The organism is Microbacterium phyllosphaerae (genome assembly GCF_050628115.1).
Classification (GTDB): Bacteria; Actinomycetota; Actinomycetes; order Actinomycetales; family Microbacteriaceae; genus Microbacterium; species Microbacterium phyllosphaerae_A.
Genome location: NZ_CP192502.1, coordinates 1,124,140 through 1,150,590, shown reverse-complemented (window position 1 = coordinate 1,150,590; position 26,451 = coordinate 1,124,140). Strand labels below are relative to the sequence as shown.

The 26,451-nt window shown below is 65.5% G+C and carries 25 protein-coding genes, 2 tRNA genes and 1 pseudogene; 16 read left to right on the top strand and 12 right to left on the bottom strand.

Features of this window, described 5'->3' with window-relative positions:
* Positions 1-52: 52 nt before the first annotated feature.
* The 9 genes from ACQ4LY_RS05240 to rpmH all read right to left on the bottom strand — a co-directional run bounded on the left by ACQ4LY_RS05240 (position 53) and on the right by rpmH (position 7,913).
* Entirely contained in the window at positions 53-1,018 is a 966-nt protein-coding gene (locus ACQ4LY_RS05240; protein ID WP_431074968.1) for a ParB/RepB/Spo0J family partition protein, read from the bottom strand.
* Positions 1,018-1,893 carry a ParA family protein gene (locus tag ACQ4LY_RS05235; protein WP_431074967.1) on the bottom strand — a complete coding sequence of 292 codons (876 nt, stop codon included), beginning with the start codon at positions 1,891-1,893 and terminating at the stop codon, positions 1,018-1,020. The genes ACQ4LY_RS05240 and ACQ4LY_RS05235 overlap by 1 nt, the downstream gene beginning before the upstream one ends.
* 186 nt (positions 1,894-2,079) lie before the next feature.
* On the bottom strand, positions 2,080-2,523 hold the full coding sequence (locus ACQ4LY_RS05230) for an AAA family ATPase (RefSeq protein WP_431074966.1): 444 nt from the start codon (positions 2,521-2,523) through the stop codon (positions 2,080-2,082).
* Between the two features lie 2,335 nt (positions 2,524-4,858).
* Positions 4,859-5,482 carry a 16S rRNA (guanine(527)-N(7))-methyltransferase RsmG gene (rsmG, locus tag ACQ4LY_RS05225; RefSeq protein WP_431074965.1) on the bottom strand — a complete coding sequence of 208 codons (624 nt, stop codon included), beginning with the start codon at positions 5,480-5,482 and terminating at the stop codon, positions 4,859-4,861.
* A gap of 33 nt (positions 5,483-5,515) precedes the next feature.
* Positions 5,516-6,007, bottom strand: a complete 492-nt coding sequence (locus ACQ4LY_RS05220; RefSeq protein WP_431074964.1) for a protein jag — start codon at positions 6,005-6,007, stop codon at positions 5,516-5,518.
* Positions 6,004-7,074, bottom strand: a complete 1,071-nt coding sequence (yidC, locus tag ACQ4LY_RS05215; RefSeq protein ID WP_120494666.1) for a membrane protein insertase YidC — start codon at positions 7,072-7,074, stop codon at positions 6,004-6,006. Before yidC ends, ACQ4LY_RS05220 begins: the two co-directional genes overlap by 4 nt.
* A gap of 3 nt (positions 7,075-7,077) precedes the next feature.
* Entirely contained in the window at positions 7,078-7,428 is a 351-nt protein-coding gene (gene yidD, locus ACQ4LY_RS05210) for a membrane protein insertion efficiency factor YidD (RefSeq protein WP_431074963.1), read from the bottom strand.
* Positions 7,425-7,748 carry a ribonuclease P protein component gene (gene rnpA / locus ACQ4LY_RS05205; protein WP_431075751.1) on the bottom strand — a complete coding sequence of 108 codons (324 nt, stop codon included), beginning with the start codon at positions 7,746-7,748 and terminating at the stop codon, positions 7,425-7,427. The genes yidD and rnpA overlap by 4 nt, the downstream gene beginning before the upstream one ends.
* Before the next feature lie 27 nt (positions 7,749-7,775).
* Positions 7,776-7,913 (bottom strand): 50S ribosomal protein L34, encoded by a 138-nt coding sequence (gene rpmH / locus ACQ4LY_RS05200; protein WP_056310970.1) that lies wholly within the window; start codon positions 7,911-7,913, stop codon positions 7,776-7,778.
* A 433-nt stretch (positions 7,914-8,346) separates the two neighbouring features.
* On the opposite strand from rpmH, the pseudogene dnaA reads away from it, so the two are divergent.
* From dnaA to ACQ4LY_RS05125, 15 genes and pseudogenes are all read left to right on the top strand, one after another.
* Positions 8,347-9,621 (top strand): annotated as a pseudogene (dnaA, locus tag ACQ4LY_RS05195) (chromosomal replication initiator protein DnaA); the annotation flags it as partial.
* A gap of 494 nt (positions 9,622-10,115) precedes the next feature.
* Positions 10,116-11,258, top strand: a complete 1,143-nt coding sequence (gene dnaN, locus ACQ4LY_RS05190) for a DNA polymerase III subunit beta (RefSeq protein ID WP_431074962.1) — start codon at positions 10,116-10,118, stop codon at positions 11,256-11,258.
* Positions 11,259-11,343: 85 nt separating this feature from the next.
* A complete protein-coding gene (gene recF, locus ACQ4LY_RS05185) occupies positions 11,344-12,504 on the top strand; it encodes a DNA replication/repair protein RecF (protein ID WP_431074961.1) in 1,161 nt (386 codons plus the stop codon).
* Positions 12,497-13,000, top strand: coding sequence for a DUF721 domain-containing protein (locus ACQ4LY_RS05180; protein WP_431074960.1), 504 nt, complete (start codon positions 12,497-12,499; stop codon positions 12,998-13,000). Before recF ends, ACQ4LY_RS05180 begins: the two co-directional genes overlap by 8 nt.
* Positions 13,001-13,118: 118 nt before the next feature.
* On the top strand, positions 13,119-15,188 hold the full coding sequence (gene gyrB, locus ACQ4LY_RS05175; protein ID WP_431074959.1) for a DNA topoisomerase (ATP-hydrolyzing) subunit B: 2,070 nt from the start codon (positions 13,119-13,121) through the stop codon (positions 15,186-15,188).
* 52 nt (positions 15,189-15,240) lie between these two features.
* Complete coding sequence (gyrA, locus tag ACQ4LY_RS05170) at positions 15,241-17,802, top strand: DNA gyrase subunit A (RefSeq protein ID WP_431074958.1); 2,562 nt, start codon at positions 15,241-15,243, stop codon at positions 17,800-17,802.
* Positions 17,799-18,203, top strand: a complete 405-nt coding sequence (locus ACQ4LY_RS05165; RefSeq protein WP_056310959.1) for a DUF3566 domain-containing protein — start codon at positions 17,799-17,801, stop codon at positions 18,201-18,203. Before gyrA ends, ACQ4LY_RS05165 begins: the two co-directional genes overlap by 4 nt.
* Before the next feature lie 137 nt (positions 18,204-18,340).
* Positions 18,341-19,609, top strand: a complete 1,269-nt coding sequence (locus tag ACQ4LY_RS05160) for a sensor histidine kinase (protein ID WP_431074957.1) — start codon at positions 18,341-18,343, stop codon at positions 19,607-19,609.
* Positions 19,597-20,283 (top strand): LuxR C-terminal-related transcriptional regulator, encoded by a 687-nt coding sequence (locus ACQ4LY_RS05155; RefSeq protein ID WP_431074956.1) that lies wholly within the window; start codon positions 19,597-19,599, stop codon positions 20,281-20,283. The genes ACQ4LY_RS05160 and ACQ4LY_RS05155 overlap by 13 nt, the downstream gene beginning before the upstream one ends.
* The gene (locus tag ACQ4LY_RS05150; RefSeq protein WP_431074955.1) at positions 20,280-21,221 is read left to right on the top strand and encodes a DUF4097 family beta strand repeat-containing protein; all 942 of its coding nucleotides are present in this window, start codon (positions 20,280-20,282) and stop codon (positions 21,219-21,221) included. Before ACQ4LY_RS05155 ends, ACQ4LY_RS05150 begins: the two co-directional genes overlap by 4 nt.
* A gap of 85 nt (positions 21,222-21,306) precedes the next feature.
* Positions 21,307-21,380 (top strand) — tRNA-Ile (locus ACQ4LY_RS05145).
* A gap of 25 nt (positions 21,381-21,405) precedes the next feature.
* Positions 21,406-21,478, top strand: a tRNA-Ala gene (locus ACQ4LY_RS05140).
* A gap of 102 nt (positions 21,479-21,580) precedes the next feature.
* Positions 21,581-22,120, top strand: a complete 540-nt coding sequence (locus ACQ4LY_RS05135) for a hypothetical protein (protein ID WP_431074954.1) — start codon at positions 21,581-21,583, stop codon at positions 22,118-22,120.
* Positions 22,121-22,246: 126 nt separating this feature from the next.
* The gene (locus tag ACQ4LY_RS05130; RefSeq protein WP_431074953.1) at positions 22,247-22,417 is read left to right on the top strand and encodes a hypothetical protein; all 171 of its coding nucleotides are present in this window, start codon (positions 22,247-22,249) and stop codon (positions 22,415-22,417) included.
* Between the two features lie 164 nt (positions 22,418-22,581).
* Positions 22,582-22,863: a hypothetical protein gene (locus ACQ4LY_RS05125; protein ID WP_431074952.1), complete on the top strand. Its 282-nt coding sequence runs from the start codon at positions 22,582-22,584 to the stop codon at positions 22,861-22,863.
* A 10-nt stretch (positions 22,864-22,873) separates the two neighbouring features.
* Here ACQ4LY_RS05125 and ACQ4LY_RS05120 read toward each other — a convergent pair whose 3' ends face one another.
* Positions 22,874-23,794 carry a LysR family transcriptional regulator gene (locus ACQ4LY_RS05120; RefSeq protein WP_431074950.1) on the bottom strand — a complete coding sequence of 307 codons (921 nt, stop codon included), beginning with the start codon at positions 23,792-23,794 and terminating at the stop codon, positions 22,874-22,876.
* 169 nt (positions 23,795-23,963) lie between these two features.
* On the opposite strand from ACQ4LY_RS05120, the gene ACQ4LY_RS05115 reads away from it, so the two are divergent.
* A complete protein-coding gene (locus ACQ4LY_RS05115) occupies positions 23,964-24,755 on the top strand; it encodes a gamma-glutamyl-gamma-aminobutyrate hydrolase family protein (RefSeq protein ID WP_431074949.1) in 792 nt (263 codons plus the stop codon).
* Positions 24,756-24,790: 35 nt separating this feature from the next.
* On the opposite strand, the gene ACQ4LY_RS05110 is transcribed toward ACQ4LY_RS05115, so the two are convergent.
* Positions 24,791-25,306 carry a DUF3253 domain-containing protein gene (locus tag ACQ4LY_RS05110; protein WP_431074948.1) on the bottom strand — a complete coding sequence of 172 codons (516 nt, stop codon included), beginning with the start codon at positions 25,304-25,306 and terminating at the stop codon, positions 24,791-24,793.
* A gap of 110 nt (positions 25,307-25,416) precedes the next feature.
* Positions 25,417-26,433, bottom strand: coding sequence for a LacI family DNA-binding transcriptional regulator (locus ACQ4LY_RS05105; protein WP_431074947.1), 1,017 nt, complete (start codon positions 26,431-26,433; stop codon positions 25,417-25,419).
* Positions 26,434-26,451 lie beyond the last annotated feature (18 nt).

Here is a 26,451-nt window from a genome sequence, read left to right as displayed (position 1 = left end):
TCATCGTGGCGATGCCGCGAGTCTACGACTGCTCAGTCGCCCAGAGGCGGAATCACGCCGATCCGTACCCCGATTGCCCGATCTCCTCGAGGATGCGATTCAGGTCCTGGATCGAAGCGAAATCAATGATGACCTGGCCTTTGCGCGCGCCAAGCGACACCTTGACCCGCGTGTTCAGGCGATCGCCGAGGTTTCCGGCGACCTCGTCGAGGTAGGCACGACGGGCTCCGGGGGTGGGCTTCGCCGTGCGGCCGGGAGCGGCTGGCTCGGTCTTCGCCGCGACCTCTGTCGCGCGCACCGAGAGGTCTTCGTTCACGACCTTGTCAGCGAGGCGCTGCATCGCCTCGGGGGTCTCCAGACTGAGGATCGCACGGGCGTGGCCAGCCGTCAGGACTCCTGCCGCCACACGCTGCTGCACGGGAACAGGCAGCTTCAGCAGGCGGATCGTGTTGCTGATCTGCGGGCGGGAGCGACCGATGCGCGTTGCCAGCTCCTCCTGAGTGATTCCGAAGTCCTCGAGCAGCTGCTGGTAGGCGGATGCCTCCTCGAGAGGGTTCAGCTCCGACCGGTGCAGGTTCTCGAGAAGCGCGTCGCGCAGCAGGTCTTCGTCGGCGGTCTCACGGACGACAGCCGGGATCGCCGCCAGGCCCGCCTCGCGTGCAGCTCGTGTACGCCGCTCCCCCATGATGAGCTCGTATTCACCGTCGGTGTTCTTGCGAACGACGACGGGCTGCAGCACTCCGAACTCCCGGACGCTGTGCACGAGCTCAGCGAGGTCCTCGGGATTGAAGTGCGTGCGCGGCTGCCGGGGGTTCGGGACGATCTTCTGCGGATCGATCTGGATCAGGTGGATACCGGGGACCACCTCGAGATCTTCTGCGGCGGGCTGATCGCTCGTCTGCTCCGTCGCCGGGCGCAGGTTCGCGCCGGGGAAGAACACATCCACGGGGCGCTCGGATTGATCAGCGGTGGGGATGAGGGCACCGATGCCCCGGCCCAGTCCAGTGCGCTTCGCCATCATTTCTCCTTGCTCTGCGCCGCAGTGCGCGACGCGATCTCGACGGCAGCCTCGCGGTAGGCGACAGCGCCGGCGGATTGCCCATCGTAGGCGATCACGGTCTGACCGAAACTCGGCGCTTCCGACACCCGCACGGAACGAGGGATGACGGTGTCGAGCACCTGATCGGGAAAGTGGGTGCGGACCTCGTCAGCCACCTGCTGAGCAAGCCGCGTACGGCCATCGAACATCGTCAAGAGGATCGTCGACAGGTGAAGTCCCGGATTCAGGTGCTTCTGGATCATCTGGATGCTGCCGAGAAGCTGGCTCAGTCCCTCCAGTGCGTAGTACTCGCACTGGATCGGGATGAAGACCTCGTTCGCCGCGGTGAACGCGTTGATGGTGAGGAGACCGAGAGACGGCGGGCAGTCGATGATCACGAAGTCCATCGGGTTGTCGACCAGGTACTCCTCCAGCGCGCGGCGCAGGCGGTGCTCTCGTGCGACCTGAGCCACGAGCTCGATCTCTGCGCCGGCGAGGTGGATCGTGCTCGGCGCACAGAAGAGGTTCTCGTCCTCGGGGCTCTGCTGCACGATGTCAGCGAGCGGAACCTCTTCGATCAGGACGTCATAGACGCTCGGTGTCTCCGCGTTGTGCGGTACTCCGAGAGCCGTGGAGGCGTTTCCCTGGGGGTCGAGGTCGATCACAAGGACCTTCGCGCCGAGTCCGGCGAGGGCCGATGCGACGTTGACCGCGCTGGTCGTCTTGCCGACCCCACCCTTCTGGTTCGAGACCGTCAGGATACGGGTGTCCCCACTGAAGTCGATGTTCACTGCTTCGAGGACTCTGCGGCGTGCTGAGAGGTCCGCGAGTTCCCGCGCGAGCGGCGTATCCATCCCGAAGGAGTCCTTCGGTGATGCCTTTTCGGGCTGTTTCACGTGAAACATCCACTCCTTTCGGGGCCGTGTTCCACTCTAATCGCTGTGGCGGACGTTGCTTACTGTCGGCCGTGCTCTGTGGAGCGGCCCTTCGTGGAGCGCCCGTGATCTGCGGTCTTGCGCACCGTGTTTCACGTGGAACATTCATGGACGCACGAGCGACATGATCTCCCCCGCCACGTCGACGAGCGGCCTCGTCGCGTCGATCTCGATTGTTGCGCCTCGGCGTAGAAGCGGCTCGATCGACCGAAGGTTCTCTCGGATCTCGACTCGCTCCGACTTCGTGGAACCGTAGGGATTCGTCACACGCCGCTGTACGCGCTCGAGGATGATCGCCTCAGGTGCGGAAAGCAGCACCACATGATCGAAGCGATCATAGAAGCGTCCCTGGTTCTCGACCGTCCCCGCCACCACGAGATCGGAGTGCTCTTCGAGTAGTGCCGTCAGCCGGACGACGTCCCACAGGCCATCCCGGGCTTTCCAGTTTCCGTAGTCCGTATCGATCGCCGGAACTCCACTCTCCCCCAGTAGGGCGACCACACTCGACTTCCCTACGCCTGACATTCCTGTGATGAGAACCCGGGCCATTGTTCAACGGTACCGATGTTTCACGTGAAACACTTCATGGAGCCGCGTCAGTTCGCCGTCGGGAGCATACTTCGGCTGCCGGAGCGGAGTCCAGTGGCCACTCCAATGCGAGATCCACGGCCATGGAGGCATGTTTCACGTGAAACGCACTTTCTGGCCCACGACTTGGAGCTCTGGCGCGCGTGAGTGGATCCACCCCATCACCGGTACAGAGCGGAATCGTCCCCTGCCACACCTCGAACGTCCTGCCTCAGGAGAAGATGCTCTGGATGGCCGCTGGGTACTAGGCGCTGCCACGCGAGGATCGGGCCCGTGGCTCCTGTCAGGTCGCTGATTCCGCAGGCGCTCCCCTGTGGGCGTAGATGTGCAGTCTTTGCTCCATCCCGCACCATCCGTTCCCTGGGGAGCAGTGTTGCGTCTCGCCGTGAACCGACCAGTCAGGTCGAATCGAGGAGATGTCACGGGCACTGGTGGCACCTCACCGGTATCGCGATGGCCGGCAGATCGCCACACGAAGCAGTCCACCACGAAGGCGGGGCGTTGGTGTTGCTGTGGAACCAGGCTCCTCTCCTCCACCGCTGAAGGGACTTCTGCTGCGTCTGTCGGGAGCAACGCCGCGTCGTGGAGCGCATGCCCAGTTGTCGAGAGTGCCTTGCGTTTCACGTGAAACATCGATGCCGTGTCTAAGGGTCACACATCATCATGTCCCCCGAGCCGTGGTGGTCGACTCACATATCCGTCGGAGGGATCTGTACTTCGCAGACAACGCCTTGGCTGAGGAACACAGTCCTTCGTCTCGGTCGTCGGAGCGAGCCTGAACGCGGGACGCCCGATCTCCCACAGCCTGCGGGCTGCGCTCCAACGCCCGCGAAAGCGCAGCCCAGAGCCACGGCCGCAGCCACACAGCCACACACCCACACCACCGCGACCACAGCAACACCCCCAGTTCCAGACCCAACTCCCGGTCGAGGCCGGACCCGGACCACCCCCGGTCCCACACCCGTATCGCCTAGCGACCAGGCCCGCCCCCCCTACCGCCCCAGCGACAGACTGAGGCCAGCTCCAGTCCCTGAACCAGTCCCAGCCCCAGCCCCACCCCCAGCTCCAGCTCCAGCTCCAGCTCCAGCTCCAGCTCCAGCTCCAGCTCCACCGGGCTCAAGACCACGGGCCCCCCGGCCCCCGGCCCCCAGCCCTCGGCTCGAGACACAGATCGCGGATCCAGACCAGGCCCATACCCAGCTTCAGCCCCATCCTCAGGCCCAGGCCCAGCTCCAGCTCCACCGGGCTCCAGACCACGGGCCCCCCGGGGCCCAGCCCTCGGCTCGAGACACGGATCACGGATCCAGACCAGGCCCATACCCAGCCCCAGACCCAGACCCAGACCCACCCCCGCGCCGGCTCCAGCCCCAGCTCCAGCCCCAGCTCCATCCTCAGGCCCAGGCCCAGCTCCCGAGTCGGTCCCATCCAGATTCAGATGACGCTCCACCTCCCCGCACGAGCGCTGATGGAGGTGCCAACGCGGAAGACAACCCAGTGCACCACAGCGCTGACTCCATCTCAAGGAGCCGCCGCAGGGTGTCCCTCCACTCGAATGGGGGCATCGTTTCACGTGAAACATCGAGGCCGGGCGGTGTCTTATCTTCTATCCAGGTATTCGGATGTCTGCTCCCTGCCACGTGCGACAGGAGGTCATGTTTCACGTGAAACAGAGAGCCTCGAGTCTTCGATGACGCAGCCTACGACGCGTGCCCGGATCCCTTGTTTGACCTGGCATCCAGGTCTCTGGCGGCATAATCACGCGTCGAGAGCGTGTGTAGCTCCCGGCTCCCCTTCATGAGCGCTCTACCGAAACACGGCGTTTCACGTGAAACAACGCGCACCCACACCGCACACCCACACCGCGCACCGCGCACCGCACACCGCGCACCGCGCACCGCGCACCGCGCACCGCGCACCGATCGGGGGTACCGAAAGCTGGATGCTGTCCCCCGTCCGCCACCCATCCTCAAGACGGCCTCCCAGTCGCACCGCACGCACAACAGGGAATGGATAGACCCGTGGACTAGCGAAGATTCGCGGTACCGCTGCTCCGCCTTGCAGCGCGAACCCAACTATCGACTACAGGGTTACCTTACGCATCGTGTTTCACGTGAAACACCTTCGGTATCAACGCAGGACGCATCAGATCTGAAGTGATTGACTGCACGAAGTGACGAACTGTACCGACCCATCGCTATGGACGAGGTAGCCTCAGCGACCACGCTCCGTGCGGGACAAGGAATGTCATCGCGCCGCGAGAAGCGTGAGACCCCACGCCCAGAATGGCAGTGTCCGCCTAGCGCACCACGGCCCGCACGACCCGAGTGGACTCAGGCAGCACGCCCTCACCCAGGACCTCGACCCGCACGTCCGACAGCCGGAACCTCTTGATCTGCTTCTGCGCAACGTCGATCTCGTTCGCAGCGTTCATCCCCTTGAGCAGGACGAGCTCTCCCCCATCTCGAACGAGCGGAGCGGTCAGGGGGATCAGAGTATTCAATGCACTCACGGCGCGCGCCGTCACAACATCGAAACCCTCCGGCCGACGAGCTTCTTCAGCCCGGGCTCGCAACACCTCTACGTTGTCGAGACCCAGCGCATCGACCTGCTCGTTCAGCCAGATCACGCGACGCTCCATCGGTTCGATGAGCGTCCACTGCACATCAGGTCGCGCGATCGCGAGGACGATGCCGGGAAGCCCTGCCCCGGAGCCGATGTCTGCGACCGATCCATGGAACAACGGCGCAGCGATCACGCTGTTCAGGACGTGCCTCGTCCACAGTCGGGGAAGCTCGAGCGGCCCGATCAGCCCTCGCTCTTCTCCATGCTCAGCGAGGGCTGCAGTGAACTGCCTCGCCAGCTCGATCCGATCACCGAAAAGCTCGGAGGCGACAGCGGGCTCCACCTCGACAGCACTCACAGCAGCATCCCGATCAATGTTTCACGTGAAACGTCAGCGACGACGGAGAACGGTGTGCCGGTCAGCACCCTCACCGTACGACTCTGAAACAAGTCCCTGGTCAGCGGCGATATCATGCACCAGCTTGCGCTCGTAGCTCGACATCGCAGGCAGGGAAGCCTGCGTGGCACCGTCGTCGAGCTTCGCGGCCGCGGCGTTCACCAGCGTCTCGAGCTGGCGACGGCGAGTGTCGCGCGATCCGCCGATGTCGAGAATCAGACGCGAGAAAGATCCTGTCTTGCTCTGCACTGCCAGACGTGTCAGCTCCTGAAGAGCCTGCACAGTGTCGGGAGCAGAGAGCAGAGCGAGTCCATCGCCCTCCGCCTCGACCGAGACGTAGGCACGCCCCTGGCGCACATCGAGGTTCAGATCGCCGTCGATGTCAGCGATGTCGAGGAGCTCTTCGAGGTAGTCGGCTGCGACGTCTCCCTCGTTCTCCAGCTCGGCGACCGTGGGCACCACGATCTCAGTCACGTTGTCGGTCACGAACCGCTCCCCTTCTTCTTCGAACGCTTCTTGCCCACGGGCTGCTGACGCTTGGGGGTCTGTGCCTTCGCACGCTCAACCTCTTCGAGCATCCGCTGCTGCTCTGCCTCGTATGCGGCCATCGGAACGACCTTGCCCGACGAGTCGATCGCCTTGCCCTTGCGCGCCAGACGCTCTTCGCGCGCCTTGGCAGCCTCAGACCCGGGGGTCGGCATCTCGCGGATGACGAGGAACTGCTGACCCATCGTCCAGAGGTTCGAGATGAACCAGTACACGACGACGCCGAGCGGGAAGAAGATACCCGAGAAGATGAAGCCCAGCGGAAGGATGTAGAGCATGATCTTCTGCATCTGGTACGCCTGGCCGGTCTTGGCCTCGGGCGACAGGTTCTTCGAGATGATCTGCAGCTGAGTGAAGAACTGCGACGCGATCATGAGCACGACGAGCGTGACCAGGATGACGATAGCGGTGGTGTTGCCGGCGTCGACAGCGTTGCCGAGCGTCTCATGCAGCGATGCCACACCGAAGAGCTCAGCGTTGTAGAACTGCTCGGTGAGCTCGGCATTCAGCAGCCCGACGCCGCCGACGCCGAGGTTGTGGTGCTTCGAGACATCACTCAGCACGCTGAACAGCGAGAAGAAAATCGGCATCTGCACCAGCAGCGGAAGACAGCTCGACATCGGCGTCGTGCCGTGCTTCTTATACAGCCCCATCGTCTCGCGGCTCATGGCCTCACGAGAGAGCTGATCCTTCTTTCCTCGATACTTCTCCTGGACTTTTCGCAGTTCAGGGGCAATTTCCATCATCTTTCGCTGACTCTTGATCTGCTTCACGAAGAGCGGGATCAGAGCAGCACGGACGACGACGACGAGGCCGACGATCGACAGCACCCAGGTGAGTCCAGATGCAGCAGGAAGACCGACGGCGGTCAGCAACCAGTGCCACGCGACGAGCACCATCTCGACGAGCCACTTGAGTGGCCAGAGAATGGTTCCGATCAGGTCGAAGCCGCCGGCGGCAGGCGCCGGCGACGGGGTGGTGCTGGCGAGCAGAAGGTCAAGACCCACCGATCAGTCCTTTCGGGAAGGGACGACGAAACCGTGAGCGGTCAGGTCATAACGGAAATGTTCGTGAGGACGGACGTCATCGACGCCGCCGTGGCTCCAGGGATTGCAACGGAGGATGCGCCAGGCCGAGAGCATCGTTCCCCGTGCGGCGCCGTGCTGTTGCACCGCACCTACAGCGTAAGCGGAACAGGATGGGTAGTAGGCACAGACATCTCCATACATCGGCGAGATCACCTTGCGGTAACCCGCCAGGAAGCCGAGCACGAGGTTCCTCGGAGCCAACGGGATGCTGCGCAGCAGATCCCCTGCGCGCATATGACCCGTGCCGATCGAGGATGCCGGAAGAGCGGTCATGCTCCCGCCCGCCCGAGACGGTCGAGGCAGCGGTTCACGTCGGCACTCAGCTCCGCGTAACTGGCGGTCGCGGACGCAGGAAGGGCACGGATGACGACATCCGTGCCCTCGGGTACCCGCGGAAGCGCCTCCGCACAGACGGCTTTGAGTCGCCGACGGACGGTGTTGCGCACCACAGCGGTGCCCACCTGCTTGCTGATGATGAATCCGAACCTCGCGGCTCTGCTCTCGCCCGTCGTCAGCATCGAGGTGACGACCTTGGCTCCGCCACAACGGGATCCGCGTCGAACGACCAGTCGATAGTCGCTCCCGCGGGTCACACGAAACGGGCGGGCGAGCACAGCGATCTACGCGGAGAGCTCGGTGCGGCCCTTCGCGCGACGAGCCGAGAGGATGGCACGGCCGGCGCGGGTGCGCATGCGAAGGCGGAAGCCGTGCTTCTTGGCGCGACGACGGTTGTTGGGCTGGTAGGTGCGCTTGCTCATGAAATCACTCCGGGAATGCTGCCACCGGGATCGATTTGACCGGAGACATAGGGATCTGCCATTCAGGCATAAGTCAACCGATTAAGGGTACGTCTTGACGGCGCGCAGAGCAAATCTGCGCGCTTCGACCTCGACCTCCGGCACGATCCGCACAGCCATTATCCACAACCTGTGGCGTGCACGTATGCGCAACACGCGCGCGGATTCCCCTGGGCAGGTTGCCGTTCCCAGCCGCGGTGACTACCGTGGCATCCGAAGTTATCCACAGGGGGGACGCCATTCTCGACGCCCCTCCGAATCCCCAGCACGGAGCGTCATGTCATCACCTGCCCAGCCCGACGTTCCGATCTGGACCACGGTGCAGGACCTGCTCGAGGCGGATGACAGGGTGACTCCGCAGCTGCAGGGCTTCCTCAGCCTCGCAGTCCCCGCCGGCGTGATGTCCGCGACGCTCTATCTGGAGGTCCCCAACGACCTCACCGCGGCGCAGATCAACAAGCGTCTGCGGCTGCCGATCATGGAGGCGCTCTCGCACATCGGCCAGGAGGTCACCTCGTACCGCGTCGTCGTGAACCACGAGCTCGCCGAGCAGCCGACGGCGCCGATCGCCGTCGCCGATTACGGCCGCCAGGAGCAGATCCGCGTCGAGTCGCCGATGGAGCAGCCGACACAGCTCCGCCACGAATCGCGCCTGAATCCGAAGTACACCTTCGACAACTTCGTCATCGGCCAGTCCAATCGCTTCGCCCACGCCGCGGCGGTCGCGGTCGCCGAAGCTCCCGCCAAGGCGTACAACCCGCTCTTCATCTACGGAGACTCGGGACTCGGCAAGACCCACCTCCTACACGCGATCGGCGACTACGCCCAGTCCCTCTACGCAGGGGTGAAGGTCAGGTACGTCTCGAGCGAGGAGTTCACGAACGACTTCATCAACTCGATCGCGAACAACCGCGGCGCCGCCTTCCAGGCGCGGTATCGAGACGTCGACATCCTGCTGATCGACGACATCCAGTTCCTCCAGGGGCGTGCCGAGACTCAAGAAGCCTTCTTCCACACCTTCAACACGCTGCACGACCACAACAAGCAGGTCGTGATCACGAGCGACGTGGCGCCCAAGCACCTGACCGGGTTCGAGGATCGGATGCGCAGCCGCTTCGAGTGGGGTCTGATCACCGATGTACAGGCTCCGGACCTCGAGACACGTATCGCGATCCTCCGCAAGAAGGCGCAGAGCGAAGCGCTCCATATTCCCGACGAGGTACTCGAGTACATCGCGACCGTCGTCTCCTCGAACATCCGCGAACTCGAAGGCGCACTGATCCGCGTCTCGGCGTTCGCGAGCCTGAACCGCTCAGCCCTCGACATCTCGCTCGCCCAGACGGTGCTCCGCGACATCATCGACACGGCCGAGGACAACATCATCTCGCCGACGGACATCATCACGGCGACCGCACAGTACTTCAAGCTGACCGTCGACGATCTGTACGGCTCTAGCCGCTCACAGCAGATCGCGACGTCACGACAGATCGCGATGTATCTGTGTCGAGAGCGCACGAGTCTCTCGCTGCCCAAGATCGGACAGCTGTTCGGCAATCGCGATCACACGACGGTCATGTACGCCTACAAGAAGATCAGCGAGCTCATGAAGGAGCGACGCTCGATCTACAACCAGGTGACCGAGATCACCACGCAGCTCGGTCGACGCTGAGCGCGCGACGCCTCGAAAAAGGGGGTCGCAGTGTCCGATGGGACGCTGCGACCCCCTTCTCGTGCGTCTGAAGGGCATCCACATCGGCGGATAGATGCCAGTTTGCACATGTGGATAACTTGTGGATGGATCGCGTTCAGATCGGGACGAATGTGTGGGAAACGGCTGAACCTGTGGATAACTGTGGGAGAGCGCTCCGACCGGCAGACCCCCTCCACCCGCGGATTCCTCAGGGATTCCACAACTGACAACCGTGTAGTTCCCTACTCGCGTCTGCTTTCCACCGAGTTATCCACAGTATCCACAGGTGTTAACACCGTTAAGGAGTTAATTCAATTCATGGGCGATCCGATCACCAGACGGTGGGGAAACTCCGACAGGCCCGGGCTTCGCCCCGGCCGTAGGGATCCGACCGACTGTGGGGCTAGCATGGGAAGCCCTGCACCGGCAGGACCGATGACGACACGTCTCAGAACGACGACAAGGGAGCACCAGTGAGGTTTCAGGTCAACCGCGATGTCTTCAGCGAGGCTGTGTCGTTCGTCGTCAAGCTGCTTCCGCAGCGCAATCCTCAGCCGATCCTCGCCGGAGTCCTGATCGAAGCCGACGGCTCCGGCCTCACGCTCTCGGCCTTCGACTACGAGGCGTCGGCGCGCACGACCATCGAGGCGACCATCGACACACCGGGAACGATCCTGGTGCACGGCCGCCTCCTCTCCGACATCGCCAGCAGGCTTCCGAACGCTCCGATCGAGATCGCCGTCGAGGACGACGGCAGCATCACCGTCAGCTGCGGTTCGGCTCGATTCACACTCGCGGCCATGCCTGTCGAGGAATATCCCTCGATTCCCGAGGTCTCCGGATCCTCCGGTGTCGTTCCGGCCGACGACTTCGGCACAGCCATCGCACAGGTCGGCTTCGCCGCATCCCGCGACGACGTCACCCCGGTGCTCACCGGTGTGCAGCTCGAAGTCTCCGGCCACACGCTGAGCCTCGTCGCCACCGACCGTTACCGAGTCTCGCTCCGCGACGTCCCGTGGGACGGCGAAGCCGTCGAAGCGACCGCGCTGGTTCCCGCCCGCACGCTCCTCGAGGTCGGAAAGACTTTCGGTCACGCCGGCACGATCCAGATCGCGTTCTCGGGAGCCGGTGACCGCGAGATCATCGCGTTCACGGCAGGCAACAAGACCGTCACATCGCTGCTGATCAAGGGCAATTTCCCGCCGGTCCGCCGTCTGTTCCCCGAGCAGACCGATCACTACGCGGTCGTCAACACCGCAGACCTCGTCGAGGCCGTGCGTCGTGTGTCCCTGGTCCTCGACCGTGCAGCTCCGTTGCGTTTCACGTTCTCGAGCGACGCCGTCACGATGGATGCCTCCGGCAGCGAGCATGCACGAGCATCCGAGTCCGTCGACGCGATCCTCTCCGGCGGCGACGAGGTCACTCTCGGCCTCAACCCGCAGTACCTCATCGAGGCACTCGGTGCGGTGAAGAGCGAGTTCGTGCGCGTGACGTTCACGTCGAGCGACAACGCGAACAAGCTCAGCCCCGTGCTGATCACGAGTCAGACCTCGGTCGATCAGGCCGGTCTCGACTCGTTCAAGTACCTGCTGCAGCCCAACCTCCTGCTGCGCTGATCTCACTCTGCGACTTCAGGGGACCGCCACTGCGCGAGCACCCGACCGCGAGTTCGATGTCGGACCTCGAAGGTAGGCTGACACCGTGATTGTGGAACACCTGAGCCTGGTCGATTTCCGCAATTACGCGACCGCTGATCTCGCCCTGCACAAGGGTCCCAACGTCCTCGTCGGCCGAAACGGCCAGGGAAAGACGAACCTCGCTGAAGCCGTCGTCTTCCTCGCGACACTGGGTTCGCACCGGGTCTCCTCCGATGCGCCGATGGTTCGTGAGGGGCAGGACTTCGCGATCATCCGCGCGCGACTGTCTCACGGTGAGCGTCGAGTGCTCGTCGAGGTGCAGCTCAACAAGCAGGGGTCGAACAAGGCTCGCATCAACGGCTCGCCGTCGAAGACCAATGAACTCCCCCGTTACGCGCACGTCGTGCTCTTCGCTCCCGAAGACCTGCAGATCGTCCGCGGCGACCCGTCGGCACGGCGACGCTTCGTCGACCAGCTGCTCATCCAGCGCACGCCGCGCATGGCGTCGGTGCTCGCGGACTACGACCGTGTGCTCAAGCAGCGCAACGCGCTGCTGAAGTCCGCGCGTGCTCGCGGCATCAGGGGCGAGGGACTCAGCACGCTCGACGTATGGGACGACAAGCTGGTCTCACTCGGGGCCGAGATCATCACCGCCCGTCAGCGTCTGGCGAACGATCTGCAGCAGCCGGTGGCCGAGGCCTATGCGGCGATCGCCGGAGAAGACCACCGTCCGCAGCTCGACTGGGCGCTCTCGGTGCGTGGAGCGGATCCCGAAGAGGGGGTCGATGCTCCAGCCGAGACCTCGGGCGACATCGCAGAGATGTTCCACGCCGCGCTGCTCGCGAAGCGGTCGAACGAACTCGACCGCGGCCTCACTCTCACCGGCCCGCATCGCGACGATCTGGTGCTGCGTGTTCGCGGCCTTCCGGTGAAGGGGTACGCGTCGCACGGCGAATCGTGGTCGGTCGCTCTCGCTCTCCGTCTGGCTTCCGCCGAGCTGCTGCGCAGCGAATCCCCGGCCGGCGACCCAGTGCTCATCCTCGACGACGTGTTCGCCGAGCTCGACGCCGATCGCCGGCAGCGCCTCGCGGCGTTGACGTCAGGGTACGAGCAGGTGGTGGTGACCGCGGCGGTGGAGGAGGATATCCCCGAGGTGCTGCACGCCCACGTGGTGCGGATCTCTGCGGGAACCATCAGTGACGAGAGGGAGGTGGCGGATGACTGACATCGCAGCCGTTCCGGCACCCGAGACGCCAGAGACGGTCGCCACGTACCTGCGCCTGCGCGGCCTCGCGCCGAGTTCGAAATCGTGGAAGCGCAAGCGGGGCATCGTCACCGACGACGACAACGCTCCGTTCACGCCTGGGCGCGATCCCGGAGCCCTCGGGGCAGTGCTCGACAAGCTCAGCCGGGACTCCGGCTGGCAGAAGACTCTGGCCCGCGAAGACCTGGTGCGTCAGTGGGCGGATCTGGCTGGATCCGATACCGCGAAGCACTCCGAGCCTGTTTCGCTCGAGCGTGGGGTGCTCACCGTGAAGTGCGATTCGACGGCCTGGGCGAAGAATCTCCAGTACATGCGCGGGACGATCCTCACCGAGATCGGTCGTCGGTACCCCGACGCCGGTGTCGAGAACCTCCGCTTCATCGGACCGGACGTACCCTCGTGGAAATGGGGTCCCAGAGTCGTTCCAGGACGGGGCCCACGCGATACCTACGGGTAGGACACCACAGATGGGGTCCGACACGCTCAGAGGGCCACAGGTGGCCGCTCAGCCGCATATCGACACGAAAAGCCGCTAGACTGGGAGTTCGTGATATCGATGTGGAGAATGCCCTCTGATGACGCCTGAATCCCCCGCTGACGAGACGGAATCCACCACCGGGGAGACCCCCGCCGCCGAGAACAAGATCTCGCCCAAGGTGAAGCAGCCCGGTGAGTACGGTGCCGACTCCATCCAGATCCTCGAGGGTCTCGAAGCCGTCCGCAAGCGCCCGGGCATGTACATCGGATCCACGGGTCCGCGTGGTCTGCACCACCTCGTCTACGAGATCGTCGACAACTCCGTCGACGAGGCTCTGGCCGGATACGCCGACACGATCTTCGTGACGCTGCTCGAAGACGGCGGCGTCCGCGTGATCGACAACGGTCGCGGCATCCCCGTCGACCCCCACTCCTCCGACCCCACGAAGTCGACCGTCGAGGTCGTGCTGACCATCCTGCACGCCGGTGGAAAGTTCGGTGGCGGCGCCTACGCCGTCTCCGGTGGTCTGCACGGTGTCGGCTCGTCGGTCGTGAACGCACTTTCGACCAGGTTCGACGTCGAGGTCAAGCAGAAGGGCTTCGTCTGGCGGCACAGCTTCGCCGACGGCGGCGCGCCCCAGCAGCAGCTGGAGAAGGGCGAGCCCACGGACGAGACCGGAACGGCGATCACCTTCTGGCCGGATGCCGAGATCTTCACCGAGACGACCGACTTCGACTACGACACGCTGCGCACGCGCTTTCAGCAGATGGCCTTCCTCAACAAGGGGCTCCGCATCGAGCTGTCCGACGAGCGCCCTGCGTCGGCCTACGAGGTCGAGGTCGAGGGTCAGGCGACTCTCACGCAGCCCAACGACGTGTTCTTCTACGAGCGCGGCCTCGTCGACTACGTCGAGTACCTCAACAAGGTGCGCCACGCCGAGGTCGTCAACGACGAGATCATCGCGTTCGAGTCCGAGGACACCGAGCGCAAGATCTCGCTCGAGGTCGCGATGCAGTGGACGACCTCGTACACCGAGAACGTCTTCACCTACGCGAACACCATCAACACGCATGAGGGTGGGACGCACGAAGAGGGTTTCCGTGCGGCACTCACCACGCTGGTGAACAAGTACGCCAGGGCGAACAACCTTCTCAAGGAGAAGGACGACAACCTGTCGGGCGACGACGTGCGAGAAGGACTCACCGCAGTCATCTCGATCAAGCTCGGGGAGCCCCAGTTCGAGGGGCAGACGAAGACCAAGCTGGGCAACACCGAGGCGAAGGCCTTCGTGCAGAAGGTCGTCGGCGATCAGCTCGGCGACTGGTTCGGTCGCAATCCGATCCAGGCCAAGAACGTGATCCGCAAGGCGATCGACGCGGCGACCGCACGTCTCGCAGCCCGCAAGGCACGCGAGACCGCTCGTCGCAAGAGCGTGTTCGAGTCGGCCGCGATGCCGGACAAGCTCAAGGACTGCACCAGCAAGGACCCGTCGATCAGCGAGATCTTCCTCGTCGAGGGTGACTCGGCCGGCGGCTCCGCCGTGCAGGGCCGCGACCCGCACACGCAGGCTATCCTGGCACTCCGAGGCAAGATCCTCAACGTCGAGCGCGCACGCCTCGACAAGGCACTGGGCAACAAAGAGGTCCAGGCGATGATCCAGGCCTTCGGCACGGGCATCGGTGAAGAGTTCGACATCGAGAAGGCGCGCTATCACAAGATCGTGCTGATGGCCGATGCCGACGTCGACGGCCAGCACATCACCACGCTGCTCCTGACCCTGCTGTTCCGCTATATGCGTGGGCTCATCGAGGCCGGTTTCGTCTACCTCGCGATGCCGCCGCTCTACCGCCTCAAGTGGACCAACCAGCCGCACGAGTACGTCTTCAGCGACGCCGAGCGCGATGCGCTGCTCAAGCACGGACTCGAGAACGGCAAGCGGATCCCGAAGGACGCCGGCATCCAGCGTTACAAGGGTCTCGGCGAGATGAACGCCAAGGAGCTGTGGGAGACCACGATGGACCACACCACGCGGACGCTCCGCCAGGTGACCATCGAAGACGCCGCCGCCGCGGACGAGATCTTCAGCGTGCTGATGGGTGAGGACGTCGAGTCACGGCGCAGCTTCATCCAGCGCAACGCCAAGGACGTCCGCTTCCTCGACATCTGACGCGTCCCCCGCGCCTGCATTCGTTCGACAACGACCGGAATCGACAACACACATGACTGACGAAGTACGCCCCGAGCCGGCACACGACCACGGCAAGATCGATCAGGTCGACCTGCAGTCGGAGATGCAGCGCAGCTACCTCGACTACGCGATGGCCGTCATCGTCGGCCGCGCGCTCCCCGACGTGCGCGACGGGCTCAAGCCCGTGCACCGCCGCGTGATCTACGGCATGTACGACGGCGGATTCCGACCCGACAAGTCGTTCTCGAAGTGCGCCCGTGTCGTCGGCGAGGTCATGGGTCAGTATCACCCGCACGGTGACTCGGCGATCTACGACGCCCTGGTGCGCCTCGTGCAGCCGTGGTCGCTGCGCTATCCGCTGGCCCTCGGCCAGGGCAACTTCGGCTCCCCCGGCAACATGGGCGCCGCTGCTCCTCGATACACCGAGACCAAGATGGCCCCGCTCGCGCTCGAGATGGTGCGCGACATCGAAGAGGACACGGTCGACTTCACCGACAACTACGACGGTCAGACGCAGGAGCCGACGGTCCTGCCGGCGCGGTTCCCGAACCTGCTCGTCAACGGCTCCGTCGGCATCGCAGTCGGCATGGCGACCAACATCCCCCCGCACAACCTCCGCGAGGTCTCGGCCGCTGCGCTCTGGGCGCTCGACAACCCCGGCCTCCCCCGCGAGGAGCTGCTCGAGGGACTGATCCAGCGCATCCCCGGTCCCGACTTCCCGACGGGCGCGCAGATCCTCGGCACCAAGGGCGTGCAGGAGGCGTACCGCACGGGTCGCGGCTCGATCACGATGCGCGCGGTCGTCAACGTCGAGGAGATCCAGGGCCGCACGTGCCTCGTGATCACCGAGCTGCCGTATCAGGTGAACCCCGACAACGTCGCGGTGAAGATCGGCGACCTCGCCCGTGACGGCAAGATCACCGGCATCGCCGACATCCGCGACGAGTCGTCCGACCGCACGGGTCAGCGTCTCGTGGTCGTGCTCAAGCGCGATGCGGTCGCGAAGGTCGTGCTGAACAACCTGTACAAGCACACGCAGCTGCAGGAGAACTTCGGCGCGAACATGCTCGCGATCGTCGACGGCGTGCCGCGCACGCTCGCGATCGACGGCTTCGTGACGCACTGGATCACGCACCAGCTCGAAGTGATCGTCCGACGCACGCGGTTCCGCCTCGCCAAGGCAGAGGCGCGCATGCACATCCTGCGGGCGTACCTCAAGGCGCTCGACGCGCTCGATGAGGTCATCGCTCTCATCCGTCGATCGCAGACCACCCAGGATGCGAACGAGGGACTGCAGAAGCTCCTCGACATCGACGACATCCAGGCCCAGGCCATCCTCGACATGCAGCTGCGCCGACTGGCCGCCCTCGAGCGTCAGAAGATCCTGGACGAGGCCGCGGAGCTCGAGCGGCTCATCGGCGAGTACCAGGCGATCCTCGCCGACGAGTCGCTGCAGCGCGACATCATCCGTGACGAGCTCACCGGCATCGTCGAGCGCTTCGGTGACGACCGTCGCACGCACATCCTGCACGGCTTCGACGGCGACGTCTCGATGGAAGACCTCATCGCCGAAGAGGAGATGGTCGTCACCATCACCCGTGCCGGATACATCAAGCGCACACGGAGCGACAACTACCGGTCGCAGCACCGCGGCGGCAAGGGCATCAAGGGTGCGCAGCTGCGGGCCGATGACATCGTCGAGCACTTCTTCGTGACGACGACGCACCACTGGCTGCTGTTCTTCACCGACAAGGGTCGCGTCTACCGCTCGAAGACATACGAGGTCCCCGAGGCCGGCCGAGACGCCAAGGGCACGCACGTCGCGAACCTCCTCGCTCTGCAGCCGGATGAGAACATCGCGCAGGTGCTCGACATCCGCGACTACGGTGTCGCCGACTACCTCGTCCTCGCGACCCGCGACGGACTCGTCAAGAAGACGCGCCTCGACACCTACGACACCAACCGTCAGGGCGGCGTCATCGCGATCCGCCTGAACGACGAAGACGAACTGGTCTCGGCGCTCATGGTCAACGCCGAGGACGACATCCTCCTCATCAGCCGCCGGGGCATGTCGGTTCGGTTCAGCGCGACCGATGATGCGCTCCGCCCGATGGGACGCGCGACCGCGGGAGTGAAGGGCATGAAGTTCCGTGAGGGCGACAGCCTGCTGTCGGCATCCGTCGCAGCTCCTGGTCAGTTCGTGTTCGTCGTGACGGACGGCGGCTACGCGAAGCGCACGGCCGTCGAGGAATATCGCGTCCAGGGACGCGGTGGTTTCGGCATCAAGGTGGCCAAGCTCCACGACGATCGGGGCACTCTCGCGGGTGGCCTGATGGTCTCTGCCGACGACGAGGTCCTTGTGGTTCTGTCCAGCGGCAAGGTGGTACGCTCTGCCGTGGCCGAGGTGCCCGCCAAGGGTCGCGACACCATGGGAGTGGTGTTCGCACGGACGACGGAAGCCGACCGGATCCTCGCCATCGCCCGCAACGGTGAGCGTGGCCTCACCGACGAAGACGAATCGGATGAGGCTGAGGTGGACTCCGAGACCACCGCCCCCGAGACGAACGAGAACCCTGAGGAAGCAGACGCATGAGCACAGTAGCCGACAAGCTGGCGAAGAAGTCCACGCGCAAGACCGGCGGCAAGCAGGTTCGTCTGCGCCTCGTCTACGTCGACTTCTGGTCGGCCGTGAAGCTCTCGTTCCTGGGAGCCGTCGCCCTCGCCATCGTGACGATGGTGTCGTTCTTCCTGATCTACCTCGTGCTGCAGGCGACCGGGATCCTCACGCAGGCCGACGAGTTCATCGGCACGATCACCGACAACTCGGTGCGCATCTCCGAGGTGGCGGGGCTCCCGCAGGTGATGGCCTTCGCGGCTGTCGTCTCGATCCTGAACCTCATCGTCTTCACGGTGCTCGGCGCGGTCATCGCCGGCATCTACAACGTCGCCGTGAAGGTGACGGGCGGACTGCTCGTCGGGTTCATGTCGAACTGATCCACAGGATTCGAAGAGGGGCGGATGCGACTCGCATCCGCCCCTCTTCCGTCTCGGGACGACGGTAGGGAAAACCCGAAGCCGGGTCTCCGGTTGCCTCGGTGTCGGCGTGATCGGGGCCGCCGTACCTTTGAAGCATGACGACACAGACTGCCACGCCACCACCGGCGACGGCCTCGAAGCCGCCGCTGCGCATCTTCCTCTCGATCCTGCATCTGGCAGGCATCGGGGTCATCGGCGGCTTCATCTTCGCGACCCTCTCCGGACTCCTCGGTACAGGACTCGGCTTGCTCTTCGCCGCCGGCGTCGGGGTCGTGCTCCTCGTCGGATTCGTCTACGCCCTGTTCGGCGTCGGCTGGTTCGAGGTCGCGCGCGTCGGCGCGCTCTACAAGACACCGATCGCCCCCCTGCGGTGGCGACCGCGTGATCGGCCCGGCTTCGTCGGCTGGCTGCGTTCGCTCGGACGCCAGGCCATCGACGGACGCATGTGGCGGGCACTCGCGAACTTCGCGATCACCGCGGTGCTGGGCTGGATCGTGCTGCGACTCGCCTGGGGCGTCGTGTGGTCGATCGTGATCTGCTTCGCTCCCCTCGCGGGGACGGACGCCGTGATGGGCCCCTTCGGTGGCGGCGGGATCGATGCCGCTTGGGCGCCGCTCATCGGCATCCTCGGCATCGCCGCGTCCCTCGCGGGCATGATCGGACTCGCTCTTCTGCACCGGGTGCTCTCGCTGTCCATCGTGATCCGCAGCCGCGAGGCTGAGCTCACCGAGCGTGTGCGCACCAGCACCGCGCAGCGGGAGGGGGCGGTGCGCGCCGCCGACGTGGAGCGCACTCGCATCGAACGCGATCTGCACGACGGCGTCCAGCCGAGGCTCGTCTCGGTCGGCATGACGTTGGGCCTCGCGCAGCAGAAGATCGACAATGACCCGGATGCGGCGAAGGAGCTGATCGCCGAGGCGCACACCTCGACCAAGGCCGCCATCACAGAGCTGCGGCAGCTCGCCCGTGGCATCCACGCCTCCGTGCTCGATGACCGTGGTCTCGATGCGGCGCTGTCGGCGCTGGCAGGACGGTCGCACATTCCCGTGAACCTCGATGTGCGGATGGACGGACGCTGCAGCCGTGAGGCGGAGGCAGCGGTCTACTTCTCGATCGCCGAGTCGCTCACCAACGCCGCCAAGCACTCCCGTGCCAGCGAGGCCAGGGTGACCGTACGATTGCGCGAAGGGGGCGTGCTCTGGGCACGCGTCGAGGACAACGGCATGGGCGGCGCGCAGGTGCAGCCCGGCGGTGGCCTCGACGGCATCGCGAACCGAATTCTCGCCGCCGGCGGGACCTTCCGACTCGAGAGCCCCGTGGGCGGCCCGACCAGCTTGGAGGTGAACGTGCCATGCGCATCCTGATCTGTGAGGACTCGGTCCTGCTGCGCGAGGGACTCGTGCGACTGCTCGAGGATGCCGGCCACACCGTGGTCGCGGCACTCCCCGACACCGAGGGCCTGGTCGAGGCTGTGGCCGAGACCGACCCCGAGCTCTGCATCCTCGATGTGCGGCTCCCACCGACGTTCACCGACGAGGGGATCCGTGCTGCTCTCGGACTCCGCGCCACGAACTCCGCGCTTCCGCTGCTCGTGCTCTCGCAGTACGTGGAAGAGCGCTACGCCTCGGATCTCATCGCGGCACAGGGTGGCCCGCTCGGCTACCTGCTGAAGGATCGCGTGGCCGATGTCTCGGAGTTCCTCGGCTCCGTGCAGCGGATCTCCGAGGGGGCGACCGTGCTCGACCCCGAGGTCGTGGCGCAGCTCCTCACGCGACGCAACAGGGACGATCGGATGCAGCGGCTCACCGAACGCGAGCGCACCGTGCTGGCGCTCATCGCCGAAGGCAAGTCGAACCAGGCGATCGCCGGACTGCTCTTCCTCTCGGAGGCCAGCGTCGAGAAGCACATCACCGCGATCTTCCAGAAGCTGGGCTTCGAACAGGGCGAATCTGGCAACCGACGCGTGCTCGCAGCCCTCGCGCACATCGAGAACACGGGCGGCGCGACGCCGACCGGACAGACAGGAGTGGGACGATGACCACGAACGACGACTTCCAGGGCGGGCACACCCCGCTCACTCCCCCGCCGGCCTCCGCCCCGGAGGCACCCGCGCCGGCACCCGCACCCGCACCCTCACCCGCACCATCCGGGAATGGTGACACGGGGCGCTCGTCTGGCGCGACCGCGGTCATGATCCTCACCGCGGTGGTGGGCGGCATGGCTCTGCTCGGCTCGGGAGCGACCGCCGCGGTCGCGGCGACCGGCAGTCTGGTCGCATCATCGACCGAGGGCACGGACTCGGTGCTCTCCGAGGACGCCTCGGGGATTCAGGGCATCGACCTCGATGTGGACGCCGGTAACATGCGCATCGAGTTCGGCGATGTCGACCAGGCGGAACTCGCGGTCACCAACAGCCGCGGTCCGGCGTGGACTCTTGAACGGGACGGCGACTCGCTGGTCGTGCGCAGTCCCGAGTTCGAGTTCGGCTGGTGGTTCGGGAGCTGGTTCGGCGACGACCAGTCGGCCGTGCTCACACTCCCCGACAGTCTGCGGGACAGTGCGCTCGATGCGGACCTGACCCTCGACGCAGGAAGCCTCGATGTGGTCGGCGACTTCGGCGCCCTCGACATCACCGTCAACGCAGGTGCGCTGGATGTCGAAGGCGCGGCGAGCAGTCTCACCATCGACATGAGTGCCGGCCGCGCAGACGCGACGCTCGACGGGGTCGACCGGGCTGATCTCACCGTCGCGGCGGGCGACCTCAACGTCGACCTGACCGGCCGCGCACCGTCGCAGACGACGATCGACGTCAGTGCCGGATCCCTCGACCTCACGGTCCCCGACGAGTCGTACTCGATCACTCAGGACGTCAGTGCAGGTTCGCTGGACGCGAAGGTCGATCAGTCCTCGGGCGCTCAGCGCATGATCGATGTCTCGCTCTCCGCGGGCAGCGTGACGATCCGCCCGGGCGGTTGATCGCGTTCGAGGGTGGGGATCCGCGGGGGTCCCCGCCCTCGATTGGGTAATTCGAGAAATCTCCGGTAAAGTTTCGGAGGTTGACGGGCCCATAGCTCAGGCGGTTAGAGCGCTTCACTGATAATGAAGAGGTCCCAGGTTCAAGTCCTGGTGGGCCCACTCCTCAACTCAATATTTCCCTCACGGGGCCTTAGCTCAGTTGGTAGAGCGCCTGCTTTGCAAGCAGGATGTCAGGAGTTCGAATCTCCTAGGCTCCACACTGTGTTGAGACAGTTCGAGAAGGCCCCGCCTCGTGCGGGGCCTTCTCGTTTCTGCCGGTCTGCGGCGGACGATCGCGTGTGAATAGGATCGTCAGGTAGATGCAGAACTTGAACGGAGCGCGTGTGAACCACAGAGCAAGGACTCTCGGTGCCGTCTGCGTGACCGCCGCTCTGCTCCTCACCTCGTGTGCGCCCGTTCCCGCCGTCGAGGCGACGCCGGCCCCGACTCCACCGTTCTCGGAACCGACGGTCTCGATCACCTACATGCACGACGGCGAGCAGCGCGAGCTGATCGGCCACCCGTCGAAACCGCTCTGCGACTGGGACCGCGACATCACTGTCCTCGGCGAAGACCCGATGGTGCCGAACGGGGTGATGCTCTTTCTCGAGGACGACGGCGAGTCGATCATCACGGGCTGGGTGGGCGACGACGGGGTGGCTGCCAACTTCCAGTCGAGCGGCGACGTGTCGATCGTGCGCGGCGAGGACTCCTCCGTGCTCTTCGTGTCAGACCTCGAAGGGCATGCCGACATCGCGCCTCGGGAGGTCGGCGTCGCCGCGTCGATCAACGATGTCATCGGGGAATGGGAACGTGTGGACGCGACGCTGACTTTCGCCGTGACGTGCCCGAACGAGTGACGACGGCGTCGATCGGCCCGTCCACAGGTGTTAACAACCCTGTTAACAACCTCGGATCTCCTCTCCACACCTGTTAACAAGGGTGTTAACAACTCCGCGGGGCAGACGATCGCCATCGGCGGCGCGGTGGCTGCACTGGTGATCACGGTGGTCTCTCGCCGCAGCATCCCCGGCGTGATCTTCTTCTCGCTGATCGCGCTCATCGTCACGATCTATGCGCTCACGGTCATGGAGAGCGCCGGTGAGCTGCTGCTCGATCGGCTCGACCTGGTGGCCGAGACTGCGCGCCTGAAATGACGTCTGATTCCACAGGTGTGGATGGATCTGTCAACAACTCGGACGACCTAAGAAGAATACGGACATCCGATATTCGGAGTCGGGCGCATCGGTCCCGTCTCACGGGAGCGGCCGGTTCGCAACCCCCCTTCTCAGGTCGGGAGCCCCGGCGTAGCGTGCCGGGCATGAGCGACGCGAAGACGATGATCCAGACAGAGGTGGTCTTCGACGGGACGAGTTATCTGCTCGCCCAGGACCAGGATGTCGGAGACCTCCGACATCGCATCGAAGAGGCGGCGCGTAAGGGCGGCACATTCGTGGATGTGGTCGTCGTCGGCAACCGTTCGGTCAGCGTGCTGATCACCCCCACCACCCGGGTCGCCATCAGCGTCTCGACCGTGGCGTACGACCCGCGCGACACGGGTGACATCGACTTCCCGTACAGCGGGTACTACGACGTGCTCTGAGCTTCGCTGCTCAGGCGGGTCGAGCGGTGGTGAGTGCCTCAGCCGCGTCGTGGAGGCACTCGATGAAGGACGCGCAGATCGCGCTCTCGTCTGCTCGAGCCTGCCTGGCGGCCAGGAGCCGCGTAGTGGGCGACCCGGCGAGCGGGATCACCGCGATCGACGGCGGCACGACCTGGCGCACCGATTCGGGCAGGATGCTCGCACCGACCCCGGCCGCGACGAAGCCGAGCGCCGTCTCCTGGTGCACGACTTCCTCGGCGATCCGCATGGCACCAGGGGTGATCCCCAGCACCTCGTGCACCCGATCGACGTATCCGGGCATGAGCGAGTGCGGGTAGGCGATCATCGGCACGTCGAGCACCTGCTCGGCGGTCACCTCGGAGTGGGTCGCGAGAGAATGGGCGATCGGCACGCACAGGACGAGGCGCTCTTCGAACACGACCTCGGCGATCAGCTCGGGTGAGTTCGCACCCGCTCGCGGGAACTCGTCTCGCACGAGGCCGACGTCGAGAGCGCCGTCGCGCAGGCGGTCGATCTGCTCGCCCGACGTGAGCGGGACGAGAGACAGTGCGACGCGGTCGCGCCGCGAACGGAACAGCCTCACCACCTCGGGGAGCACCGTGTAGTTCGCCGAGCTCACGAATCCGGCGGTGAGTTGGCCGGCGAGCCCGTCGACGTAGTCGCGCATCTCGGCTCGCACCGAGTCGACCTCGTCGAGGATCCTCCGCGCGCGTTCCTGCAGGTGGCGGCCGGCCGGTGTCAGTGTCACGCGTCGGGTGGTGCGGTCGAACAGAGGCAGACCGACCTCTCGCTCGAGGCGACCGATCTGCACGCTCAGCGGGGGCTGCGACATGTGCAGGCGTCGCGCTGCACGCCCGAAATGGAGCTCGTCGGCGACCGCCATGAAGTAGCGCAGCTGACGGAGTTCCATCTCGGAACGATACGTGCGATGTATTACCGCGGCGTTACGCGCGCATTGCGAGCAAACCGCTATGAATCCGACGGGAAAAACGTATTTGACCTGGGGTTGTCGCGAGGCGTTACCTGGACGCAGTACGTGATGGAGGGATCAGCACCATGACCGCAACCCGGGTCGCAGCATGAGCGTGCATGTCGCCCTCTTCCACGTGCGCACCCGGCGTCAGGCTGCCGGAGCCGCCTATCAGTCGCTCCTGGACGACCTCAACGCCTCAGCCGTCGCCGCGATCGAGCGGGTGGGCTGGACGGCATCGCTGCATGCGGCCGGTGAGGCCCCCGAGCCGCAGTTGAGGTGGGCGTCGCGGGAGGCGGATGTCATCGTGCTCCTCGGCGGCGACGACATCGAGCCTCTGCTCTACGGTCAGTCCGACCGCCGGCCGCAGCGCACCGCCTACCAGCGCCGCGCGGACCGCACACAGATCGCCGTCGTCATGGAGGCGGTGCGATCGAGGCGCCCCCTGCTCGGGGTCTGCCGAGGGATGCAGCTGCTCAACGTCGCGCTGGGCGGCACGCTCCACCAGCACGTCGGCGGGCACCGCAGCACGGGAGCCGATCCCTTCGTCGCGACAGATCTGAACGATCTCCGCGCAGTGTCGCCGAGGCTCAGGCAACCTCTGCTCTGCACGCACCACCAGGCCGTCGACGAACTCGGGCGGGGGCTGCGCGCCATCGCCCATTCCCGCAACGGCGTCGTCGAGGCCGTCGAGCACGAATCACTGCCGTTCCTGGGCGTCCAGTGGCATCCGGAGCATCCATCCGTTCCGCCCGATCAGTTCACCGAGCTCCTGCGGATCGTCCACAGAAGAGGAGCGACTCTCGATCCGGTCACCACGACGGCCACGGTCGGGCCGTTGGAGGTCACGCGACCGCTGTCGCTCTCGACCCGTGGGCGAACCGCTGTCGTGCGGCACTGACGGCGCCGCGGACCTGCCCTCGATGAGAAGAGTGTTCAGATCTTCGGTCCGTGAACGATCCGCACCGGGCCGCGGGCCTCGCGGATGCTCACGGGTTCGCCCTTCTGGGTGACCACGATCTCATCGCGGTCGGCGAGCTCTGCGACCACCCGACGGACGTCGGTCATCAGCGAGCGCCAGGCCTCGCCGCCGACCGTGCGGGCGACGTCGCTCGGGCAGATGGACGACGGCGCGCGCTTTCGAGCGAGCGCTCGGATGACCGCCGCGATCCGTTCGTCGAAAGCGTCCCCCGCATGCTCGTCCCACCATGGTGCGCCGCGCTCGCCGAGCGCCGTCTTCGCATCGTGCACCCGTCGCCTCGCATCGACCTCCGACGACTTCACCGCTCGCCGCGCCGCCATCAGTTCGTCGACCAGCTCCTGACGGAACGTATCGGGGATCGAGGGGTCGGTGGCCCTCCAGCGTCGGCCGTCGATGATGAGGTGATGACCGTCGGCCGTGCGCTCGGGACCGGGCGTCTCGCCGGACGGGGCGGCGGTGTCGGATTCCATAGGAGCAGTCTGCCTCCGTCTGCACGACGACCCCAGGGTCTTGACTCGCGCGTATGGACGGGAGGGCCGACGGTGCGCGTGAGCGGATGCTGCGCGGGGACGAGTCCTGATCAGCTCGCGGTGGAACGCCGTTCGATGAGTCGCATCGGGAGGACGACGTTCTCGACCGCTCGTGCGCGATCGCTCAGGCGGGCGACCGCGAGGCGAGCCGCCTGTCTGCCGAGCGCTTCGACATTGCCTGTGACGACGCTCACGCCGAGCACTCGAGCCCACTCGGGTTCGTCGAAGCCGATCACCGCGGGGCGGCGGGCATCGTCACCGGCAGCGACCTCTTCCATCACACCGAGTAGGATGCGGTTGTTTCCCGCGACGACCGCGGTGGGCGGGTCCTCGAGCGCGAGAAGCTCACGCATGCACTCTCGTGACGACGGCACGTCGTGCGCGTCGGTGCGCAGCAGATCGCGCCACCGCGCCCCCGCGCCGTCGAGCACATCGCCCATGCCGGCCAGGCGCTGGCGATATGTGGGAAGCCAGGCGTAGTCGCCGATGAACGCGATGCGGCGGTGTCCGGCGTCGATCAGGTGCCGCGCAGCGAGTCGCCCGCCCTCGCGGTTGTCGAACACGACCGAGTCCGCCGCGAGGTTCTCGGCAGGTCGATCGACGAACACGACCGGGATTCCTCGCGACTGCAGTTGCGAGTACTCGGAATGGTCGGGCATCGCCGAGACGGTGATGACGGCTTTTGTCTGCCTGTCGGCGAGGTCGTGCGCGACGCGCTGCTCCTGTTCGGCGGATTCCCGGGAGTTCGCGACCGACAGGTGCATGCCGTGCGTGCGGATCTCGTCTTCGATCGCATGCGCGAGGGCGGAGTAGAACGGGTTCGTGAAGTCTCCGGTGATGAGCCCGATCGAATCGGCGAGCCGGCCGCTCGCGAGCAGGCTCGCGGCGGCGTTGCGCTGGTAGTCGAGTTCGGATGCGGCGGCCAGCACACTGGCGAGGGTCTTCTCGCTGACGTACGACTCTCCGCCGAGCGCACGAGACGCCGTCTTCAGGCTCACGCCAGCACGCGCGGCGACCTGAGCGAGGGTCGGCCGCGGTGCGCCGGCGCCTGCGTCGGTTCGGTTCATGCGTCCCCTCGTCCCCTC

Excerpts from the sequence above, each read along its gene's own strand:
- ACQ4LY_RS05240 (WP_431074968.1), bottom strand. The coding sequence starts at position 1,018 with ATGGCGAAGCGCACTGGACTGGGCCGGGGCATCGGTGCCCTCATCCCC.
- ACQ4LY_RS05235 (WP_431074967.1), bottom strand. The coding sequence starts at position 1,893 with ATGGATACGCCGCTCGCGCGGGAACTCGCGGACCTCTCAGCACGCCGC.
- ACQ4LY_RS05230 (WP_431074966.1), bottom strand. The coding sequence starts at position 2,523 with ATGGCCCGGGTTCTCATCACAGGAATGTCAGGCGTAGGGAAGTCGAGT.
- yidD (WP_431074963.1), bottom strand. The coding sequence starts at position 7,428 with ATGACCGCTCTTCCGGCATCCTCGATCGGCACGGGTCATATGCGCGCA.
- rpmH (WP_056310970.1), bottom strand. The coding sequence starts at position 7,913 with ATGAGCAAGCGCACCTACCAGCCCAACAACCGTCGTCGCGCCAAGAAG.
- ACQ4LY_RS05180 (WP_431074960.1), top strand. The coding sequence starts at position 12,497 with ATGACTGACATCGCAGCCGTTCCGGCACCCGAGACGCCAGAGACGGTC.
- gyrB (WP_431074959.1), top strand. The coding sequence starts at position 13,119 with ATGACGCCTGAATCCCCCGCTGACGAGACGGAATCCACCACCGGGGAG.
- gyrA (WP_431074958.1), top strand. The coding sequence starts at position 15,241 with ATGACTGACGAAGTACGCCCCGAGCCGGCACACGACCACGGCAAGATC.
- ACQ4LY_RS05165 (WP_056310959.1), top strand. The coding sequence starts at position 17,799 with ATGAGCACAGTAGCCGACAAGCTGGCGAAGAAGTCCACGCGCAAGACC.
- ACQ4LY_RS05160 (WP_431074957.1), top strand. The coding sequence starts at position 18,341 with ATGACGACACAGACTGCCACGCCACCACCGGCGACGGCCTCGAAGCCG.
- ACQ4LY_RS05155 (WP_431074956.1), top strand. The coding sequence starts at position 19,597 with ATGCGCATCCTGATCTGTGAGGACTCGGTCCTGCTGCGCGAGGGACTC.
- ACQ4LY_RS05150 (WP_431074955.1), top strand. The coding sequence starts at position 20,280 with ATGACCACGAACGACGACTTCCAGGGCGGGCACACCCCGCTCACTCCC.
- ACQ4LY_RS05135 (WP_431074954.1), top strand. The coding sequence starts at position 21,581 with ATGCAGAACTTGAACGGAGCGCGTGTGAACCACAGAGCAAGGACTCTC.
- ACQ4LY_RS05125 (WP_431074952.1), top strand. The coding sequence starts at position 22,582 with ATGAGCGACGCGAAGACGATGATCCAGACAGAGGTGGTCTTCGACGGG.
- ACQ4LY_RS05120 (WP_431074950.1), bottom strand. The coding sequence starts at position 23,794 with ATGGAACTCCGTCAGCTGCGCTACTTCATGGCGGTCGCCGACGAGCTC.
- ACQ4LY_RS05115 (WP_431074949.1), top strand. The coding sequence starts at position 23,964 with ATGAGCGTGCATGTCGCCCTCTTCCACGTGCGCACCCGGCGTCAGGCT.
- ACQ4LY_RS05110 (WP_431074948.1), bottom strand. The coding sequence starts at position 25,306 with ATGGAATCCGACACCGCCGCCCCGTCCGGCGAGACGCCCGGTCCCGAG.
- ACQ4LY_RS05105 (WP_431074947.1), bottom strand. The coding sequence starts at position 26,433 with ATGAACCGAACCGACGCAGGCGCCGGCGCACCGCGGCCGACCCTCGCT.